At 52.6% G+C, this 20,505-nt stretch carries 19 protein-coding genes; 3 read left to right on the top strand and 16 right to left on the bottom strand.

Going from position 1 to position 20,505, the window contains the following annotated elements; all coding sequences use genetic code 11:
* The first annotated feature begins 55 nt into the window (after window positions 1-55).
* Window positions 56-2,200, top strand: coding sequence for a phosphate acetyltransferase (pta, locus tag QRY16_RS08195; RefSeq protein ID WP_289776248.1), 2,145 nt, complete (start codon window positions 56-58; stop codon window positions 2,198-2,200).
* A 194-nt stretch (window positions 2,201-2,394) separates the two neighbouring features.
* On the opposite strand, the gene yfcD is transcribed toward pta, so the two are convergent.
* Both yfcD and yfcF read right to left on the bottom strand, forming a co-directional pair.
* Entirely contained in the window at window positions 2,395-2,910 is a 516-nt protein-coding gene (gene yfcD / locus QRY16_RS08190) for an NUDIX hydrolase YfcD (RefSeq protein WP_193404791.1), read from the bottom strand.
* 110 nt (window positions 2,911-3,020) lie between these two features.
* On the bottom strand, window positions 3,021-3,662 hold the full coding sequence (gene yfcF, locus QRY16_RS08185; RefSeq protein ID WP_193404790.1) for a glutathione transferase: 642 nt from the start codon (window positions 3,660-3,662) through the stop codon (window positions 3,021-3,023).
* A gap of 274 nt (window positions 3,663-3,936) precedes the next feature.
* Here yfcF and QRY16_RS08180 point away from each other — a divergent pair, with 274 nt between their 5' ends.
* The gene (locus tag QRY16_RS08180) at window positions 3,937-4,836 is read left to right on the top strand and encodes a TIGR01777 family oxidoreductase (protein ID WP_289776247.1); all 900 of its coding nucleotides are present in this window, start codon (window positions 3,937-3,939) and stop codon (window positions 4,834-4,836) included.
* A gap of 137 nt (window positions 4,837-4,973) precedes the next feature.
* Here QRY16_RS08180 and QRY16_RS08175 read toward each other — a convergent pair whose 3' ends face one another.
* The 3 genes from QRY16_RS08175 to dalD are packed head-to-tail and all read right to left on the bottom strand — an operon-like array spanning window position 4,974 to window position 9,152.
* A complete protein-coding gene (locus QRY16_RS08175; protein WP_193404788.1) occupies window positions 4,974-6,248 on the bottom strand; it encodes an MFS transporter in 1,275 nt (424 codons plus the stop codon).
* A 34-nt stretch (window positions 6,249-6,282) separates the two neighbouring features.
* Window positions 6,283-7,749, bottom strand: a complete 1,467-nt coding sequence (xylB, locus tag QRY16_RS08170) for a xylulokinase (RefSeq protein WP_289776246.1) — start codon at window positions 7,747-7,749, stop codon at window positions 6,283-6,285.
* 11 nt (window positions 7,750-7,760) lie between these two features.
* Window positions 7,761-9,152 carry a D-arabinitol 4-dehydrogenase gene (dalD, locus tag QRY16_RS08165; RefSeq protein WP_289776294.1) on the bottom strand — a complete coding sequence of 464 codons (1,392 nt, stop codon included), beginning with the start codon at window positions 9,150-9,152 and terminating at the stop codon, window positions 7,761-7,763.
* Window positions 9,153-9,349: 197 nt separating this feature from the next.
* Between dalD and QRY16_RS08160 the strand changes: the two genes are divergently transcribed.
* Window positions 9,350-10,300: a sugar-binding transcriptional regulator gene (locus QRY16_RS08160; protein ID WP_193404786.1), complete on the top strand. Its 951-nt coding sequence runs from the start codon at window positions 9,350-9,352 to the stop codon at window positions 10,298-10,300.
* Between the two features lie 27 nt (window positions 10,301-10,327).
* Here QRY16_RS08160 and hisP read toward each other — a convergent pair whose 3' ends face one another.
* The 11 genes from hisP to QRY16_RS08105 form a co-directional block, all read right to left on the bottom strand.
* The gene (gene hisP / locus QRY16_RS08155; protein WP_289776245.1) at window positions 10,328-11,101 is read right to left on the bottom strand and encodes a histidine ABC transporter ATP-binding protein HisP; all 774 of its coding nucleotides are present in this window, start codon (window positions 11,099-11,101) and stop codon (window positions 10,328-10,330) included.
* An 8-nt stretch (window positions 11,102-11,109) separates the two neighbouring features.
* Window positions 11,110-11,826, bottom strand: coding sequence for an ABC transporter permease (locus QRY16_RS08150; protein ID WP_193404784.1), 717 nt, complete (start codon window positions 11,824-11,826; stop codon window positions 11,110-11,112).
* Window positions 11,823-12,509 carry a histidine ABC transporter permease HisQ gene (locus QRY16_RS08145; RefSeq protein WP_289776244.1) on the bottom strand — a complete coding sequence of 229 codons (687 nt, stop codon included), beginning with the start codon at window positions 12,507-12,509 and terminating at the stop codon, window positions 11,823-11,825. The genes QRY16_RS08150 and QRY16_RS08145 overlap by 4 nt, the downstream gene beginning before the upstream one ends.
* Window positions 12,510-12,707: 198 nt before the next feature.
* The gene (gene argT, locus QRY16_RS08140) at window positions 12,708-13,490 is read right to left on the bottom strand and encodes a lysine/arginine/ornithine ABC transporter substrate-binding protein ArgT (protein WP_289776243.1); all 783 of its coding nucleotides are present in this window, start codon (window positions 13,488-13,490) and stop codon (window positions 12,708-12,710) included.
* A gap of 253 nt (window positions 13,491-13,743) precedes the next feature.
* Window positions 13,744-14,319: a UbiX family flavin prenyltransferase gene (locus QRY16_RS08135; RefSeq protein ID WP_289776242.1), complete on the bottom strand. Its 576-nt coding sequence runs from the start codon at window positions 14,317-14,319 to the stop codon at window positions 13,744-13,746.
* 103 nt (window positions 14,320-14,422) lie between these two features.
* The gene (gene purF / locus QRY16_RS08130) at window positions 14,423-15,940 is read right to left on the bottom strand and encodes an amidophosphoribosyltransferase (protein WP_289776241.1); all 1,518 of its coding nucleotides are present in this window, start codon (window positions 15,938-15,940) and stop codon (window positions 14,423-14,425) included.
* Between the two features lie 37 nt (window positions 15,941-15,977).
* Window positions 15,978-16,463 (bottom strand): colicin V production protein, encoded by a 486-nt coding sequence (gene cvpA / locus QRY16_RS08125; protein WP_193404779.1) that lies wholly within the window; start codon window positions 16,461-16,463, stop codon window positions 15,978-15,980.
* A 258-nt stretch (window positions 16,464-16,721) separates the two neighbouring features.
* The gene (gene dedD, locus QRY16_RS08120) at window positions 16,722-17,417 is read right to left on the bottom strand and encodes a cell division protein DedD (protein ID WP_193404778.1); all 696 of its coding nucleotides are present in this window, start codon (window positions 17,415-17,417) and stop codon (window positions 16,722-16,724) included.
* Complete coding sequence (gene folC / locus QRY16_RS08115) at window positions 17,407-18,678, bottom strand: bifunctional tetrahydrofolate synthase/dihydrofolate synthase (protein WP_289776240.1); 1,272 nt, start codon at window positions 18,676-18,678, stop codon at window positions 17,407-17,409. The genes dedD and folC overlap by 11 nt, the downstream gene beginning before the upstream one ends.
* 96 nt (window positions 18,679-18,774) lie before the next feature.
* Complete coding sequence (accD, locus tag QRY16_RS08110) at window positions 18,775-19,686, bottom strand: acetyl-CoA carboxylase, carboxyltransferase subunit beta (protein WP_289776239.1); 912 nt, start codon at window positions 19,684-19,686, stop codon at window positions 18,775-18,777.
* A gap of 156 nt (window positions 19,687-19,842) precedes the next feature.
* Window positions 19,843-20,496: a DedA family protein gene (locus QRY16_RS08105; protein WP_289776238.1), complete on the bottom strand. Its 654-nt coding sequence runs from the start codon at window positions 20,494-20,496 to the stop codon at window positions 19,843-19,845.
* Window positions 20,497-20,505 lie beyond the last annotated feature (9 nt).

The raw sequence follows: 20,505 nt of genomic DNA, 5'->3' as shown, positions 1-20,505 counted from the left end.
AGCGCAGGCTGACGGCGTGGTTTTTGACACCCCGCAACACCAGAGAGGTTCAAACGTGTCACGTACAATTATGCTCATTCCGACCGGCACCAGCGTCGGCCTGACCAGCGTCAGCCTCGGCGTTATTCGTGCGATGGAGCGCAAAGGCGTTCGCCTCAGCGTATTCAAACCCATTGCACAGCCACGCACCGGCGGTGATACGCCCGATCAAACCACCACCATCATCCGCAAAAACTCGTCCATTCCTGCCGCAGAACCCTTGCAGATGACACGCGTCGAATCCCTGCTCGGCGCTAATCAGCAAGACGTATTAATGGAAGAAATTATTGCGCGCTATCACGCCAGCTCGCAGGATGCTGAAGTGGTATTAGTTGAAGGCTTAGTACCGACGCGTAAACATCAGTTTGCGACCGCGCTTAACTATGAAATTGCCAAAACGCTGAATGCGGAAATTGTCTTTGTGATGGCGCTGGGTAATGATTCTACCGAGCAGCTAAAAGAACGTATTGAATTAACCCAAAGCAGCTTCGGTGGCAGAAAGAATAAAAACATTACCGGCGTTATCATTAATAAACTTAATGCACCGGTTGATGAACAAGGCCGCACCCGCCCCGATCTCTCCGAAATTTTTGATGATTCCTCAAAAGCCAGTATTGCGAATATCGATCCTAACCAGCTGTTTTCCGACAGTCCGCTGCCGGTGCTAGGTTGTATACCGTGGAGCTTCGAACTGATAGCGACACGTGCAATCGATATGTGTCGCCATCTGAATGCACGTATTATCAACGAAGGGGATATTCAGACGCGCCGGGTTAAGTCAGTGACATTTTGCGCACGTAGCCTGCCACATATGCTGGAACATTTCCGCCCCGGTTCGCTGCTGGTAACATCAGCCGATCGCCCGGATGTGCTGGTTGCCGCTTGCCTGGCTGCGATGAATGGCGTGGAAATTGGTGCCATTCTGTTGACCGGTAACTATGAAATCGATCCGCGCATCGCTAAGCTTTGCGAGCGTGCTTTCCAGACGGGCCTGCCCATCTTCATGGTAAAAACCAATACCTGGCAAACCTCGCTTAGTCTGCAAAGTTTCAATCTGGAAGTGCCTGCCGACGATACCCAGCGTATTGAAAAAGTGCAGGAGTATGTAGCCAGCTTTATCAATGCTGACTGGGTTGAATCACTGACCGCCACCTCCGAACGTAGCCGCCGTCTGTCGCCACCCGCGTTCCGTTATCAGCTGACCGAGCTGGCGCGCAATGCCGGTAAACGTATCGTCTTGCCAGAGGGTGACGAGCCGCGCACCGTTAAAGCAGCGTCAGTTTGCGCCGAGCGCGGCATTGCTACCTGTGTGCTGTTGGGTAATCCAGACGAGATTCAACGCGTTGCGGCGGCGCAAGGCGTAGAGCTGGGCAAAGGTATTGAAATTATCGATCCGACCGTTGTGCGTGAAAACTATGTTCCGCGCCTGGTTGAGCTGCGTAAGAACAAAGGCATGACCGAAGTGGTTGCCCAGGAACAGCTGGAAGATAACGTGGTGCTTGGCACGATGATGCTGGAAAGCGGCGAAGTCGACGGGCTGGTCTCCGGTGCGGTTCATACTACCGCCAATACCATTCGTCCACCGTTGCAGCTGATCAAAACCGCACCGAACAGTTCACTGGTCTCCTCTGTGTTTTTTATGCTGCTGCCGGAGCAAGTTCTGGTTTATGGTGACTGCGCCATTAACCCGGATCCAACCGCTGAACAGCTGGCAGAGATTGCGATTCAGTCCGCTGATTCTGCCCAGGCATTTGGTATCGATCCGCGCGTAGCCATGATCTCTTACTCAACCGGTACCTCGGGTGTCGGTAGCGATGTTGAAAAAGTGCGTGAAGCCACGCGTATCGCGCAGGAAAAACGCCCTGATTTGGTGATTGATGGTCCCTTGCAGTATGACGCGGCAATTATGGAAGATGTGGCGAAATCTAAAGCGCCAAACTCTGCGGTGGCGGGTCGCGCTACGGTATTTATTTTCCCGGATCTCAATACGGGCAACACCACTTATAAAGCGGTTCAACGTTCAGCCGATCTGATCTCCATCGGACCCATGTTGCAAGGTATGCGCAAGCCGGTCAACGATTTGTCACGCGGCGCATTGGTAGATGACATCGTCTACACCATTGCGTTAACCGCAATCCAGTCTCAGCAGGCTGAAGGTTAATTTCATCGGTAATCACAAGGGTATGCGGTAACGCATACCCTTGTTTTATCCCGTCACCTTTCAGGCTCCGGGTGACAGGACAGGCCGGTGTCACTGCCCTCTTTCCGGTCAGATGTCCGTTTCGGTGAGAGCAGTGATTTTTCTGTCGGCCGCTTCGCACTTCGAGGCCGTGCCTTATTGCCAACGGTTCAGTGCTATTTTTCGCCGTTGCGACTCATCCACAGCGACAAAGCCTTTAATGAATCGTCGGTAAACTCATCACAGCGCGCGGTGATTTCATCTGCCGTCATCCAGAAAATCTCGTCAACTTCGGCTTCCTGCATGGCAAACGGGCCGTGGGATACACAGCTGAACAAACTTCCCCAAACGCGGCAATGTTCATCTTCAAAATAGAATTTGCCATGTTCCGCGAATGGCACAGCGGCAATCCCCAGCTCCTCTTCCGCTTCACGACGTGCTGATTCCAGCAGATCTTCGCCGCTCTGCACCACGCCGCCTGCTGTCGCATCCAGCATGCCTGGCATGAAATCCTTAATCTCGGTGCGACGCTGAACCAGAATTTTACCCATGCCATCGTGTACCACGATGTAGGTGGCACGATGACGCAGGCATTGCGCACGCATTTGTGCCCGCGTGGCCTGTGCTACGACCTCGTTTTCTTCGTTAACGATGTCGACCCACTCAATGTCGTCGCCTTTTTGATCCACCATCCGTAACCCTTTCCTGTTTAGCATGCCTGGGTGCATGCGCTGTTTTGCCGCGTAATGACATCGTGTGGCGTAAGGTAATCACTTCCGTGAGCGGGAGCAAGTCTCGATCTTTATCGATTTTTACCGCTTTCAGCCAACCACAGCTGTACCGAGGCGCGTTGCCATTGAAATTCAGCGTAATGCTGAAGCTTTACTGGCAGAGTATCGCCATGCAATACCAGTCGATTTAACATCACAGCCAAATCGGTATCCGCAATTGACCACTCTCCAAACAGATTTTGCTGTCCTTCTGGCAACAAACGCTGGCAGGCATCAATCAATTTTTCTGCTGCCTGTTGCGCTTTCGTTGTCAGCGGAGCAAAGCGTTCAGCTGCAAACAATACTTCGGTCGGGCGCTCCTGACGAATCGGCATAAAATCGCTACGCAGCCAGGCCTGGATTTCACGTGCCCTGGCGCGTTTCTCCAGATTACGAGGATACAGGCGCTCAAATTCAGGCGCAGGAAAACGCTCTTCAAGATATTCACTGATGGCAGAAGATTCACACAATACCAGATCATCTACCTGCAATGCGGGCACGCGACAGGTTAATGACAGCTCGCGGTAATCCGCTGCGAATTGCTGATTCTGAGATAAATCGATGCGTTTCAGACTGAAAGGAATGCCTTTTTCCGTTAGCGCAACGTAAACCGACATGGCGTAAGGACTAAAAAATGATGAATCAGACCACAGGGTAATGGACGGATAATTCATCTGCTACCTCAATTGGCTATCAGGGTTGCATCATGTTTACCGATTTTTATTTACAAAGGCAACGCTCTGCTGGTCCGATGTTTGCCCGTTGCACGCTAAACCTCGAAACGCCACACACCGCTCTGACGCTACTCTTCTATGCTGAATAAAGCAGAAAAACACACACCCTGAATGTCGGGTTGCGGCAAGCCGATAATCTTTCAGGCGTTTACCAGGTAAAAAACAGCCTGGGCGGCGGCCGCTCGAAGGCTAACGGGTCATAAGGAGTCACAACATGCACATTTTGATTACCGGTGGCACAGGATTAATTGGCCGCCATCTGATTCCTCGTCTGCAGCAGACTGGACATCAAATCAGCGTGGTTACGCGTGATGTTGTGAATGCGCGTGAAAAACTGGGAGACGGTATCGCCTTTTGGTCCGGGCTGGCGCAACAACAGAACCTGAACGGTATTGATGCCGTGATCAACCTGGCGGGTGAGCCCATCGCAGACAAGCGCTGGACCGAAGTACACAAACAGCAACTGTGCGAAAGCCGTTGGCAGCTAACTGAACGCATCGCGTCGCTGATTAACGCCACCGCTACTCCCCCGAACGTTTTGATTTCTGGCTCAGCCACCGGCTTTTATGGTAATACCGGGGAGCTGGTATTGACGGAGGACGATCCGGGTCATGATGAGTTTCAACACACCCTGTGCGCGCGCTGGGAACAGCTGGCGCTTAGTGCGCAGAGCGATCGCACCCGTGTCTGTCTGCTCCGCACCGGTGTGGTATTGGCTAAAGACGGTGGCGCGATCAGTAAAATGAAGCTGCCGTTTAAGCTGGGAAATGGTGGGCCAATTGGCAGCGGCAAGCAGTATATGCCGTGGATCCACATTGATGACATGGTCAATGGCATTCTTTGGCTGCTGGATAATAAGGATTTGCGCGGCCCGTTCAATATGGTGGCACCTTATGCGGTGCGCAATGAACAATTTGCCGCTACGCTCGGCCATGTGATGCAGCGTCCGGCCTTTATGCGCACGCCCGCCAGCGCGATTAAACTGATGATGGGCGAATCATCAGCGTTAGTGCTGGGTGGACAGCATGTGTTGCCGAAAAGGCTGGAAGCGTCGGGATTTGGTTTCCGCTGGTTTGATCTGCAGGAGGCACTACAAGATGTCGTAAATGCGTAGAGCGCTACATGCGGATGGCTGCATATCAGGCGACTTTCTGGCTCACCGCTTAATGAGGCAACCAAAATAATCAGTGAAATCGGTTTACGAAGGCAGGTGACGGTAAGAAACGGGGAGCCGCTCGCTCCCCAGTCTCGTTATTGCGATGTCACTGGCGATTTTGCCGTTTCGCGCAGCTCCCCCTGATTCGGCTGCGGCACTTTAATAATAAAAGTCAGCACGCCGGCAAAGACATACAGCAAGGTATATGCCCATACCACGCCGACAATATCGAAGAACGGTAACAACACCGAAGCGATAGCAGGTGCGACAAAGTTGCTCATTCCCGCCGACAGGTTGTAAATCGATACCGCCGCGCCTTTGTGATGCGGTTCCAGAGTCGGAAAAACAGCCGTCATTGGCACAAAGGCCGCAACGAAAATACCTAACATCACCGCCGGGATTAACGCTACCCAGAAATTATGTCCGGCATAGACGGGCAGGTAATAAAACGCCAGGCTGGAAAGCGCCATGCCCAGGCATCCAAACCAGCGCACCTGACGGATCCAACCAATATGCTCACCCATAATGCCCCAAAAAATATTGGTGAAAATGGTGACGAAAAAGAACACTGCCCAGATTTGCAACCATTCCGAAATGGTAAAGCCCAGGCGGTCCACAAACAGCAGCGGCATAATGATGGCAAAACCAAACAGCGATAACGTGTTAATAATGCGAATCAGACAGGCATAGAAAACGTGCTGATTAGTAAACAGAATGGTCACAGCACGCGACATCTCGGTCATCTTTTCGCGCAGAGGCAAGTTCACTCTCGAACGATCAACCGGCACGTTACGCAGACTGAAAATAGCCAGAATACCGCCACATGCCACCCAACCAATTGCCAGCCATAAGGTGCCAGTCTCGCCAATTGACGGGATAATCAGGCTCGGTAAATAGCTGCCAACTACGCCAATGCCTACTGAATACATCGCCCAAAACCAGCCCGTCGCCGCCGCCAGACGCTCACGCGGAAGCACCTGCACTAACATCATCATGAACGAGTAAATAAATAACGGATAAGCCAGCCCGCGAATCCCATAAAACAGCACCATCAGCGGATAATTGCGCATGCCAAGGCCCAGACTCATAAACAGCGCATGCATGACAATCCACAGCACAAAACCAATGAGCATTGCGCGTTGTGGCGTGATCAGTTCCGCTACTACCCCAGATGCCCAGGCCGCCAGCGCTGCCGCTAAGCCATAAAAGGTAAACACGACCGCCGACTGCGCGGGTGAAAAGCCCATATCGGTAATATGGCGTGACAGGAAAGCCATCTCGAAACCATCACCTGCCATAAAAATGGCGATAGCGATAAAACCCCAGAGCAGATGTCTGGGCAAGCCAAACCAGTATTCTTTCGATTGCATCACGATGATCCTTTCTGTTAGGTCACAGCGTTAATCAGGGCAGCAGCTTACGGGCCTGCTGTTGTTGGGCGTAAAGCGCACGGAAAAGCGTCAGACGTTGTTGCAACACCTTACTCCGCGACAGATCGGGTTGATAATGCGCCTGCACCGGCGGTTTAAGGCACACTTCCGCTTCCTGGCCGCCATCAGCCAGCCAGGCGAGGCGTGCAGCGCCTAACGCGCCAGATGCACTGACAGGGTGCGTAACAATTGGCAGCGCCAGCACATCGGCGATTAATTGCGCCCACAGCGTGCTACGCGCGCCGCCGCCGGTCAGGCTGCATTGACGGATCTGCTGACGCGCATCGCCCAGCACCGCCAGTCCGTCCGCCAGACCAAACGCCACGCCTTCTATCACCGCATAACCGAGCACGGCGCGTTGGGTTTCATGGCGTAAACAGAAGAACGAACCGGAAGCATGCGGATCGTTATGCGGCGTGCGCTCGCCAGACAGATAAGGCAGAAAAATGGGCGCCTGCTGCTTTTGCTCATCTGAAAGCTGCGCCATCTCATCCATTAGCTGACTTTCGGTGACAGACAACAGGTTGCACAACCAGCGTAAACAGCTGGCGGCGCTGAGCATGACGCTCATTTGATGCCAGCGGCCCGGCAAAGCGTGGCAAAAAGCGTGTACGCCGGATTGTGGATCGGCCTGTAAGCGATCGTTTACCACAAAAATCACGCCGGAAGTGCCGAGTGAAATAAATGCATCGCCAGGAGCTACCGCTCCGACACCGACCGCTGAAGTGGCGTTATCACCGCCGCCGCCCGCGATAATCACCGCAGAGGAAAGCCCCCATTCGCTGGCAAGTTGCGGCAGAATGGTCGCGCTGATGGCGCTCCCTTCCACCAACTCCGGCATCTGCGCACGGCTTAACCCCGTGGCAACTAATAACGTTTCTGACCAGTCACGCTGCGCCACATCCAGCCAGAGCGTTCCCGCAGCATCTGACGGCTCGCTGACGTAGCGACCACTCAGCCGCCAGCGCAGGTAATCTTTTGGTAACAGCACTTTGGCAATACGCTGAAAAATTTCAGGCTCATGCTGTGCAACCCAGCGCAATTTCGGCGCGGTAAAGCCTGGCATGATCATATTGGCGCTGATGCGCATCATTTCGGGATGGTGTGTTTGCAGCCAGTCACATTCCGCTGCGCTGCGCGTGTCATTCCACAGAATGCAGGGACGCAGCACTTCGCCTTGCTCATTCAGCAATACCGCGCCATGCATCTGCCCGGATAAGCCAATCGCCTTAATGGCAGACCAGGCATCCGGTGCCTGCTGACGTAAATTTGCCACCACCTGATTGCAGGCCAGCCACCACGTGTTGGGGTCCTGCTCTGCCCAGTGCGGATGGGGACGCTGCACCTGCAAGATGGCATGGTCAGACGCCACGATCTCGCCCTGCTCGTTGATGATGAGCGCTTTAAGCTCGGAAGTACCAATATCAATACCGAGGTACATCACGCTTCTCCTTATATCGCGACCAGCGACTGTTCAGGCTGTACCAGCCACTTTTCCAGCCCTACTACCGTGCGCGCCATCAGGGCATGAAATTCGGTTGAACGTGTGAGCTCGCCAAACAGCGTTTCATCACGTAAAAAGGCGCTTAACGGATCGGTATCCGTAAATAGCTGGCGGATTGCATCGGGTCGTATTACGCCATCCTGATATTCGTAAGGTAATTCGCCCTGCACCCAGCGCTGTAAAAACAGGAAAAATAAGGCGGGTAATACGGCGCTGGCAGCAGGGGTTTCACCGCGCTGATAGCATTCGCGCAAGGTTGGCGTCACCATGCCTGGAATTTTCGACATGCCATCGGCGGCTACGCGCTGATTGGTATCTTTGATCCACGGATTGCTAAAGCGGGCCAGCACAACGTCGCGGTATTCAGCGAGGTCGAGCGGGCTCGGCGACAGAGAAGGAATCACATCCTTTGAAACATATTCCCACGCCAGCTGGTGAATAGTTTTCTGGCGCGTGCTTTCGTCAATATAGTTAAGGCCGATTAACGTGCCCGCCCAGGCAATGCCGCTGTGCGTCGCGTTAAGGATGCGAATTTTTGCTTCTTCCCACGGCAGCACTGAGGCGACTAACTCAACGCCAACCTTTTCTAACGCTGGCCGACCGGCAATAAAATCATCCTCAATCACCCACTGAATAAACGATTCGGCCATCACCGGCACAGCATCATCTTTGCCAGTCGCCGCTTTTACCCGCTCAGCAACATCCGGCGTTGGGCGCGGCGTGATGCGGTCAACCATGGTGTTTGGCGATGTAGTATTTTCACGCACCCAGTCAGCTAATGCGCTTTCCCCTTTCGCGGCGAGAAAAGCCAAAAAGCCGTGACGGAAACGCTCGCCGTTATGACGCAGGTTATCGCAATTAAGCAGCGTTACCGGTGCGCCCCCGTTGGCGACACGCTGTTTAAGGATGCGCGTTAAGGCGCCATAGATAGACCGCAATTCCCCGTTGAGATCGGCTTTGATGTCGCTCTGCTGTAAATCCAGCTCATATTCCGGCGTCAGATAATAACCCGCTTCGGTCACGGTGAAGGCGATAACGCGGGTCTGTTCATCCGCACCCTGCTGCACTAAGGCGCTAATGTTGTCGTCCCACGGCAAAACTTTGCGAATCGAGGTGATGATCTCATAGGCCCGCTCACCCTCTGGCGTCACCGTTTCCAGCGTGTATTCACCATTTTGCGCGGCTAAATGATTGAGTAATGGCGTGGCATCGTTGCGCACGTTCCCCAACGCAATACTCCAGCGGTCGTCGCCCTGCTCAAGCAGCTTGTGTAGATACCACGCCTGATGGGCGCGATGAAATGAACCTGCGCCGATATGCATCCACACTGATTTGGTCATCATGAGCCTCGCTATTAAACATTTGTCTGTTAGTGGGGCATTTGCCCGATTAGCGCTATGTTAGACGTGACGCAGGGGGATAATCTGCGAGGCGAGTCACAATTAAAGCAATTGCCCATCTTAAAGACTTTTGCCCAATTAGTGATTTGATCGTTTTCGGGGATAGAATGGCGTTTTACTCAATAGGGGATGCCGCAATGAATAAGGAAGAGAGAAAACAAGAGTTGGCGGCACGTGCGGCCTGGATGTATTACGTGGCAGGCGTAACACAGCAAGAAATTGCTAAAGCGCTGGGATTATCACGTCAGGTGGCACAGCGACTGATTTCAAGTGCTCAGGCAATGGGCATGGTCAGTGTAAAAATCGATCATCCAGTGACGCACTGTCTGCGCTTAGCACGTGAAGTACAGATAAAATTTGACCTGCAACTGTGCCGCGTAGTGCCGTCTGCCAATCTGAACGATGAAGCTATACAGCAAATGCTGGCGGTGGAAGGTGCAGAGGTAATGTCACAGTTTATCAACGAAACCGCGCCGCAGGTGTTTGGTATCGGTTCAGGTAAAACGCTGCGTTCGATGATTGATGCGTTACCGTGGGTTGAACGCCCACAACATCATTGCGTGTCGATGATAGGGGCCATTGCGCGTGATGATTCGGGTACACGCTACGATGTCCCGCTAAAGATGTCGGAAAAAATGCAGGGTAAATATTTCTTCATTCCAGCCCCACTGTATGCCGACAGCCCTGAAGATAAAGCGATGTGGTGCCAGCATCAGGTTTATCAGCGCGTCACGCAGCGTGCCTTAGATGCTGATGTCGCCTTTGTAGGCATTGGCGAAGTTCGCGCCGGCTGCCCGTTAAATGCCGAAGGGTTTATTACCGATCAACAGGTTAAGGCGCTGAATGCACGCGGCGTGGTCGGTGAAATGCTTGGACACTTTTTTAATCAGCAAGGCGAGCGGGTTTACGGCGAAACTGATGAGCTGCTGACCAGTGTGACGCTGGAAAGTCAGACCTTGCGTAATATCATTGGTTTTGCGGGTGGCGAACGAAAATATTCAGCCATTCATGGCGCGCTGCGCGGAGGTTGGGTATCGGGGTTAGTCACCGATGAAGCCACCGCGATGCGGTTGCTAAAAGAGCAATAGTCCCGCGCCCTATGACGCGGGAACGCTTTACTTCAGTGAGCCTTTCAGGAACTGTTGCAGGCGCGGGCTTTTCGGATTGCCAAACAGCTCAGCGGGCGGCCCCTGCTCTTCAATCTTGCCCTGATGCAGGAAGATAACATGGCTGGAAACGTGGCGTGCAAACTCCATCTCGTGCGTCACCACCACCATGGTTTTTCCCTCTTCCGCCAGCTTTTGCATGATGCGCAGCACTTCACCGACTAATTCTGGATCGAGTGCGGAAGTGGGTTCGTCAAATAACAAAACTTCCGGCTCCATTGCCAGCGCACGCGCAATCGATACACGCTGTTGCTGTCCGCCAGAAAGATGCACCGGATATTTGGCGCGTGCACGCTCATCAATTCCCACTTTGTCGAGATATTTGATGGCACGTTCACGCGCTTCTACTTTGCTCAACCCAAGCACCTGGATCGGCGCTTCCATGACGTTTTCCAGCACCGTCATGTGACTCCACAAATTGAAGTGCTGAAACACCATAGTCAGGCGGGTACGTAACGAACGCAGATGCTCCTTGTTTGCGACTTTCAGCTGGCCATCGGTATCGCGTACCAGCGCAATCTGCTCATTGTTAACCACAATGACGCCTTCACTCGGTTTTTCGAGGAAATTAATACAGCGTAAGAAAGTACTTTTCCCTGAACCGGACGAGCCAATAATGCTGATCACATCGCCAGCATCAGCTTGCAACGAGACCCCTTTCAGCACTTCATGTTCACCGTAACGTTTGTGCAATTCGGTGACGCTTAATTTATTTTCAGCCATAGTCTTACTCAATGCGATGAAGAGGGTTTCACGTGCGCCAGCCAGCGTCGCTCTGCCAGACGGAACAGACTGATCAACACATAAGAGATAATTAAATAGAGCACAGCGGCAATGCCAAACGCGGTAAACGGCTGGTAGGTCGCCGAATTAATGTCACGCGCGATCTTTAACAGGTCCGGGACCGTAGCAGTAAATGCCAGCGCCGTAGAGTGCAGCATCAGGATTACTTCGTTACTGTATGCCGGTAATGCCGTGCGCAGCGCCGAAGGCAAAATAATGCAGCGATAAAGTTTAAAGGTAGAGAAGCCGTAAGCCCGCGCGGCTTCTATTTCTCCGTGCGGCACCGAACGAATCGCTCCGGCGAAGATTTCGGTGGTATAAGCACAGGTATTCAGCGTGAAGGCCAGCAGCGTACAGTTCAGTCCGCTGCGGAAAAACGCGTTCAGCAATTCTGTTCCTTTCACAATCTCCAGCGTGTACATACCGGAATAAAATACCAGTAGCTGCACATAAAGCGGTGTACCCCGAAAAACATACGTGAATAACCAAACCGGCGTACTTATCCAGCGGTTAGGAGAGACGCGCGCAATGGCAAGCAGTATTGCCAGGCAACCGCCGATCACGACGGAAAGGATCAGCAGCCACAGCGTAATGGCCACCCCGGTAAAGCGATACCCATCGGTCCAGAGCAGCGCTTTCCAGTATTCCTGAATAATATCAATCATAACTCCGCCCTTTTAACCCCTACCGTGTAGCGGCGATTCAGCCACCACAACACACCGTTCGACAAGGTGGTAAAAACTAAATAAATGACTCCCGCGACAATCGCAAAATAGAAAGGCTGCCAGGTGCTTTTGCCCGCCAGCTGCGTGGCTTTTACCACATCCTCCAGACCGAGCAACGATACCAGGGCCGTCGCTTTCAAAATTACCTGCCAGTTATTGCCAATGCCAGGTAGCGCGTAGCGCATCATCGCCGGGAACAAAATGCGGCGAAACACCTGCGAACCGGTAAAACCGAATGCGGTGGCCGCTTCAATCTGCCCTTTTGGCACGGCCAAAAAAGCACCACGAAAAGTTTCGGTAAAGTAAGCGCCATAGATAAAACCAAGAGTGATGATACCGGCCACCATCGGATCGATATTAAACTGATCCAGGCCAAGCGCATCGGTAAGTTGGTTAAGGGCGATCTGTAAACCGTAGAAGATCAACAGCATAAGAACGAGATCAGGTACGCCACGGATCAGTGTGGTGTAGCCTTCAGCGATTATCGATAAGGGTCGATTGCGCGACAATTTAGCGCCTGCGCCAAGCAAGCCAAGAATTACCGCGAACACCACGGAACTCAGCGCCAGCTCCAGCGTGACCAGCGTGCCACTAAGAATTACGTCAGAATAGCCATACAGCATGAAAATGATCCTGTCGTGGGGGTGAAAACGAACGCTGTCCGCAGATGTATCGCGGGCAGCTTTACCCTGATCATTCGCGCCACCAGAAAAGCGGCGGGCTCACATCTCAATCCCTTAACGGATAAGCGATCAACAATGCAGAGCGCCGCCAACGCCCCTGTGGCGTAAAGAACGATGGGTAAAGACGACAGGTTTTACTCAGTCACCGTATACATTGAAATCAAAATACTTCTTAGCAATTTTATCGTACGTGCCGTCCTTGCGCATCTCATTAAAAGCGTTGTCGATGGCCTTTTTCAGCTCAGCATCATCTTTACGCAGGCCCATACCGGTGCCGATGCCAAAAATTTTGTCATCTTTAACAGCCGGTCCAGCAAAAGCGTAGTTTTTACCAACCGCCTGCTTCAGGAAACCTTCGCTCGCCTGTACTTCATCCTGGAACGCGGCATCAATACGTCCCGCATTCAGATCCTGATAAACCAGATCCTGGTTTGCATACGGCGTTACGGTTATGCCTTTTGAACGCCAGTATTCATTCGCATAAGTTTCCTGGGTGGTGCCCTGCAGCAGCCCGATGTTTTTGCCTTTCAGCGATTCAATGGTTGGCTGGATTTTCGAGCCTTTCGGAGCGACTAAACGCGCATTCGCAGCGTAGAGTTTTTCCGAGAAAGCAATTTCTTCCTGGCGTTTTGCTGTGATGGAAAGTGAAGAGATGATGGCATCAATTTTCTTCGCTTTTAGCGAAGGGATCAGCGCATCAAAATCGCTTTCAACATAGGTGCACCTGATGTGAATACGTTTACAGATTTCGTTAGCGAGATCGATGTCGAAGCCCACTAACTGTCCTTGCGCATTTTTCGATTCAAACGGCGGGTAAGTTGGATCGGTTCCAATACGAATGGCACCTGGTACCGCGGCGAATACGCTGGCAGCGCTGGACAGACCCAGCATCAGAGAAAGAGCCAGAACACGCTTTTTCATAGTTTACCCTCAAGTGAAGTGCTTTTTGTTATGTACTACGTGATGTGTTTGCGCAAAATAATTTGCATGTTTCATGCCAGTTCTGCAAGTTATCCGCATGTTTAGCGTGACGCTGCACAGGCGAACCCGGCAAGTTTGTGAGAGGAATATATCAGCGATGTAATAGAGAAAAAGCGATGTTGTTAACTTTTGGTGCATCAAATGCACGAACAGTGATCTCAGACGCGCTATCGCACCAAAATAGTGCGGTTAATTAGCGATCTGCACCTTGCCAGCGCGTAAACAGATCTTCAGGAAGCTCAATATCAAATTGATCAATAACGCGATTAACTGTTTGATCAACCAATTGTCCAATGAGACTGGGGCGATGATAAAACGCCGGAACCGGTGGCATGATAATCGCGCCTAGCTCAGCGGCGGTGGTCATCATACGCAAATGTCCCATGTGCAGCGGGGTTTCACGCACGCACAATACCAGCTTACGCTGCTCTTTCAGTACGACATCAGCAGCTCGCGTCAGCAATGAATCGCTATAACTATGGACAATGCCTGATAACGTTTTCATTGAGCACGGCAGAATAACCATGCCCAACGTTTTAAACGATCCGGAAGAGATGCTGGCTGCAATATCGCGCACATCATGTACCACATCAGCCAGTGCCTGCACCTCACGCAGAGTGTAATCGGTTTCCAGCCCCAGGGTTTGCCGGGCCGCATTACTCATCACCAGATGCGTTTCCACCCCGTCCACCTGCTGCAAAACCTGCAACATGCGAACGCCATAAATCACGCCGCTGGCACCTGAAATGCCAATGATGAGTCTTTTCATAGTTCAGCCTTGCCGTTTTGGTATGCGCCATCATAACGGACTTGATGGATAAATAAAAAAGGCGAGATTTCTCCCGCCTCCTCTTTCTGCTTAACGTGAGCCGTTAACCTTCGTTATGCAGCTCCAGATTTTCTACTTCATTTTGACGCGCCAGGGCTTTGGCATCATCATTACGCAGCGACTGGAGGTACTCCAGATATTGCTGATCAACATCTTTCGTAACGTAGATACCATTAAAGACCGAACACTCAAATTGCGTAATATCCGGGTTTTCTTCCCGCACGGCTTCAATCAAATCGTTCAGATCCTGAAAAATCAGTGCATCCGCTTTAATCAGCTGACAAATTTCATCGACTTCACGGCCATGGGCGATCAGCTCGGTTGCGCTCGGCATATCAATGCCATACACGTTTGGAAAACGGATTTCCGGTGCGGCTGATGCCAAGTAAACGCGTTTTGCGCCAGCTTCACGCGCCATCTCGATGATCTGCTCGGAAGTGGTGCCACGCACGATAGAGTCATCAACCAGCAGTACGTTCTTGTCACGGAATTCAGCGCGGTTAGCATTCAGCTTGCGGCGAACCGCGCTGCGGCGTAACTGCTGGCCTGGCATGATAAAAGTACGGCCAACGTAACGGTTTTTTACGAACCCCTGGCGATACGGCTTATCCAAAATACGGGCGATTTCCAGGGCAATATCGGTTGACGTCTCTGGGATAGGAATAACTACGTCAATATCCAGCTCTTCCCATTCACGCGCAATCTTTTCGCCCAGCTTGGTACCCATACGAACACGCGCGCTGTAGACGGAAATTTTGTCGAGGAAAGAATCCGGGCGGGCAAAGTAAACATACTCGAACAGACAGGGATTACTTTTGGGATTCTCAGCGCATTGACGGGTAGAAAGCTGTCCCTGCTCGGTAATGTACACCGCTTCACCTGGCGCAACATCACGGATAAATTCAAAACCCAGCGTGTCCAGAGCGACGCTTTCTGAGGCCACCATATATTCGGTGCGGCCATCGGCAATAACCCGCTTGCCCAGCACCAGCGGACGAATACCGTTTGGATCGCGGAAAGCGACCATTCCATGGCCGATAATCATCGAAACCACAGCATACGCGCCCCGCACCTGCTGGTGCACAGCCGCAACGGCAGCAAAAATATTCTCAGCTTCCAGCGGGTAATGCTGAAAACGGTCCAGCTCCTGAGCAAAAATATTCAGCAGGATCTCAGAATCTGAAGTGGTATTGACGTGACGGCGGCCTTTATCGAACAGCTTTTTCCGCAGTTCATGGGCGTTGGTCAGATTACCGTTGTGCGCCAGAGTAATGCCGTACGGCGAGTTTACATAGAATGGCTGCGCCTCAGAGGCACTGGAGCTGCCCGCCGTTGGGTAACGTGCGTGGCCGATGCCCATATTACCCTGCAAACGCTGCATGTGGCGTGCTTCGAAAACGTCGCTGACGAGGCCGTTGGCTTTACGCAGGCGAAAGCAATTCAGCGCATCAATGGTACAGATGCCTGCGGCATCCTGCCCACGGTGCTGGAGCACTGTTAACGCGTCATAGATCGACTGGTTTACCGGCATGAAACCGGTGATACCGACAATACCGCACATGTTGTCATTTCCTCATTAAGCCACACTCCCGGTGGTGTCACCGGGGTAAAAAACTCGACGTGCTTTTCAGGTAATCAAAGAACCACCTGATTATATAACTGAACTGGGGAATGAGTTGAGACTGTTGCCAGTCGGGACTTTTCGAAAATCCCGTGAATGTATCAAGGAAGAAGAGAATAGCGGCCACGATTAGCACACCACGCAACGCCCCGAAACAGACTCCCAATACCCGGTCGGTTCCCGACAAGCCAGTTTTCTCCACCAGCGTGCCGATCACATAGTTCACAATCGCTCCCACAATCAGGGTAGCCACAAACAGCACCGCGATGGCGATACCGTTACGAACCAGTTCGTCGTCAAAACCTGTAAACCAGACTGCAAGGAAGGGATAGTAATGACTGGCGACAAAAAACGCGCATCCCCAGGTAACGAGAGATAAGGCTTCCCGGATAAACCCGCGAACCAGGCTGACCAGAGCCGAAAAACCAACTACCGCAATAATGACGTAATCAATCCAGATCATGAACTTTCCCAGCGCCAGCGCGCCCCTGCATCCAGTTCGGGGCGCATTCTAACAGAAAAAGAAAACGTTTGCGTAGGGGTTTTCCCAATCTGTTTCCATAAAAAAGGCGATGAAAAAACACTCCCTCGCCTGCTACTTTTTAAAGCGATTAACCGTTTGAAAATAACTTATTTTTCCCTGTTTCTCTGCTTTTAACCCTCAGTGCGGTATTGAAAAGACGCCGCCCGTTTTTGTTACGGACGGCCTCAGTTACACCGCTCAGCGTATGCTGTAAGGTTTTACCACGCCGCTTAAACCGGAGAGACCTTTTAGCTCTGAAATCGCACCCTGCATCTTCGCTTTTGACGCATCAGGACCGACATAAATACGCGTAATCTGCCCTTGCACCGGCGCTGATGGCACGGTAAAGGCACGGTAGCCCGACAAACGCAGTTTTGCGACGATCTCATTAACTTTGCTGGCGTTCTTCAATGCGCCGAGTTGCACAACATATGCCTGTCCGGCTGGCGTATTTTGTTCAACTGGTTTCGGTTGCTCAGCAGGTTTCGGTTTTGGCTGTTCCACCGGCTTTGGCTTCGGTGGTTGCTCCACTGGCTTTGGCTTAGGCTGGCTAACCGGCTGTGATGGCGCGGGCTGATGAACCGGCGGAGGTGTCACCACGCTCGGCTGACTGTTATCGCCTGGCCTGGTGCTACCGTGTTCAGCGTCACTATTGGTTTTGCTGTCGTTACCAGCAGCGTTAGCTCCTGACGGAGGTTGTGCAGGCAGCGACTGGGTAACCGGCGGCACCATTTCGCTGTCCTGTTGATCGTCAGGTTTTGGTACCAGCGGGATCGCGGCAAATTCCTCTTTATAGTGCTTCTTTTTACCATCCAATAGCCCCGGCAGCACAATGACGCCAACCGCGACCAAAATAACAGTACCGACTAAACGGTTTTGAAACTTACTTGCCACACCCTTTCTCCGTTTCCATCGATTCCATGACCTGCGCAACGGTATGAAACGATCCACACACCAGTACGATGTCCTGCGGCTGAGCCTGCTGGCGAGCGGCCTGCCATGCGCTTTCCACATCGTTCAAAGCCTGTGACTGCGGCGGCAAATGCATTATCAGCTGTTCTGCCGTGGCGCCACGCGGCCCCTCAAGCGGAGCGCAATACCAGCGATCAACCTGTGGCGCTAAAACTGCCAGAGTGCCGGCAATATCTTTATCATGCAGCATGCCGACCACTGCATGCACCGCACCTTTTCGCGGCACGTCAGCCAGGCGCGACGCCAGATACGTTGCGGCATGCGGATTGTGCGCCACATCCAGAATGACTCGCGGCGATTCACTTACCGTCTGAAAACGCCCCGGCAAAACAGCCAGCGGCAGGTAAGCACGAATATGTGCTTCGCTGACATTCAAACCGGAAGCGCGCAGCGCTACCAGCGCGCTGGCGGCGTTCGGCAAGGGCACCTGCGGCAAGGGCAGATCGTTTAGCTCGCCCCGGCTATCGCGCAAAGACCAGCTTTCCGCCTGCTGACGATATGACCAGTCACGATCGCGCTGCATCAGTTTTGCGCCCTTTTCGTCTGCTACAGCAGCAATACTGAGCAGCATATCAGGTTCACCCACCACCGCCGGTTTACCAGCACGAAACACGCCAGCTTTTTCGCGTCCGATACTTTCGCGGTCCGATCCCAGCCAGTCGGTATGATCCAGTGCGATGCTGGTCACGACTGCGACATCCGCATCAACAATATTGGTGGCATCCAGACGTCCCCCGAGACCAACTTCCAAGATCACAACGTCAAGCTGGGCCTGCTGGAACAGTTTCAGCGCTGACAACGTGCCATATTCAAAGTAAGTGAGGGAGATCGCGCCGCGTCCCGCTTCGATTTCAGCAAAACTGGCGGTGTGGAGCGCTTCACTCAATTCCTGGCCCTGTACGCGCACGCGCTCGGTGTAACGCACCAGATGCGGTGAGCTGTAAACGCCCACACGATAACCGGCAGCTATAAGCAGCGTTTCGAGCGTACGGCATGTGGTGCCTTTACCATTCGTGCCAGCAACAGTAAAAACGAAAGGAGCAGGTTTCAACAGGTCCAGACGCTGCGCCACCTGGCGAATACGATCCAGCCCCAGTTCAATAGCCTGAGTATGAAGGTGCTCAAGATAGTAAAGCCACGTGGCCAAAGGCGACGTGGCTTGAGGAAGGTGAAGATTATCCATATGTCCCGTTTTGCAAATTTATACCCGGCTGATTCAGCGCTAAAGGTATACGGTGCATTGGTGAAAGGCGCGACCAGCGCGCCATTCTATCTCCTGTCAGGCCTCGTTGCTTTCCGGTTCAATCGTCGATGTAGACTGTTCACCATCATGCAGCGGTGCCGGCAGGTTCATCATTTTTGCCAGCAGGCTTGCCAGTTTATAACGCATTTCCGGGCGGCGAATAATCATATCAATCGCGCCCTTCTCGATCAGAAACTCGCTGCGCTGGAAGCCCGGTGGCAATTTTTCGCGTACGGTTTGCTCAATCACACGCGGACCAGCGAAGCCAATCAGCGCTTTCGGTTCTGCCACGTTGAGATCGCCTAACATGGCAAAACTGGCAGAAACGCCGCCCATAGTTGGGTCGGTCAGCACGGAAATGTACGGCAAGCCGCGCTCCTGCATTTTTGCCAGCGCTGCGCTGGTTTTAGCCATCTGCATCAGCGACATCAGCGCCTCCTGCATACGCGCACCACCGCTGGCAGAGAAGCAGATCAGTGGACAGTTATCTTCCAGCGCCTGCTCAACCGCACGCACAAAGCGCGCGCCAACCACAGATCCCATCGAACCGCCCATGAAGGCAAACTCAAAGGCTGCGGCCACGACTGGCATACTGTGTAACTGACCTTTCATAACGATCAATGCGTCTTTCTCGTCGGTGGCTTTTTGGGCCGCGACCAGACGATCTTTGTACTTCTTCGAGTCCCGGAACTTCAGTAAATCTTTTGGTTCCAGCTCGCTTCCCAACTCTACCAGTGTACCCTGATCAAGTAGGCTTGCGAGACGCTCGCGGGCATGCATGCGCATGTGATGGTCGCACTTTGGGCAGACCTCAAGGTTACGCTCCAGCTCGGCACGATAAAGTACCTGACCACAGCTGTCGCATTTAGTCCAGACCCCTTCCGGGATACTGGCGCGGCTAGCAGGCGTAATATTGCTTTTGTTAAGAATGCGTTCAATCCAGCTCATTGATGACCTTTCTGTTGAAACTGACCTGGTCCAGTCGTCTTAATGCTGCTGAAGTAACTTCAGCAGACGGGAAATGTCGCTCATTAAACCACAACCCGTTCAGACTGTGGATAAAAATCTGGTCTTACCCCTGAGCGACGCTGCCGCTTACGGCTATTAGTGCTGCTTCGCCTGATGGCGGTGACGCCAGATTTCAATTACGCCGGGCAAAATGGATACGACGATAATCCCGACAATTAGCAGCTTGAGATTTTCCTGTACCACCGGCAAGTCGCCAAACAGGTAGCCTGCATAGGAGAACAGCAAAACCCACGCCAGTGCGCCAGTAACGTTGAACAGCGCAAAATGGCGATAAGACATGTGGCCCATCCCGGCGACAAACGGCGCGAAAGTACGGACTATCGGCACAAAGCGCGCCAGGATAATGGTTTTTCCGCCATGTCGTGCATAAAACGCGTGAGTTTTATCAAGATAGCGACGACGAAAAATTTTGGAGTTCGGGTTACTAAACAAACGTTCACCAAACAAACGGCCAATGGTGTAGTTAGCTGCATCGCCAAGCACAGCGGCAACGACCAATAACGCCACCAGCAAATGAACGTTGAGATCGTTGCCTGGCAGCGCCGCCAGCGCACCCGCGACAAACAGCAGTGAATCGCCTGGCAAAAACGGCGTGAGAACCAGACCCGTTTCGCAAAATAAAATCAGGAACAGAATAGCGTAAATCCAGATGCCGTATTGCGCCACCAGTTCGGCCAAATGCACATCAATGTGCAGAATAAAATCGACCACAAAATGGATAAACTCCATAACGCTCCC

It is taken from the genome of Mixta mediterraneensis (genome assembly GCF_030283135.1).
GTDB lineage: Bacteria > Pseudomonadota > Gammaproteobacteria > Enterobacterales > Enterobacteriaceae > Pantoea > Pantoea mediterraneensis.
Note: the sequence above shows the minus strand (reverse complement) of the source record. Positions and strands in the feature narration are given on the sequence as shown.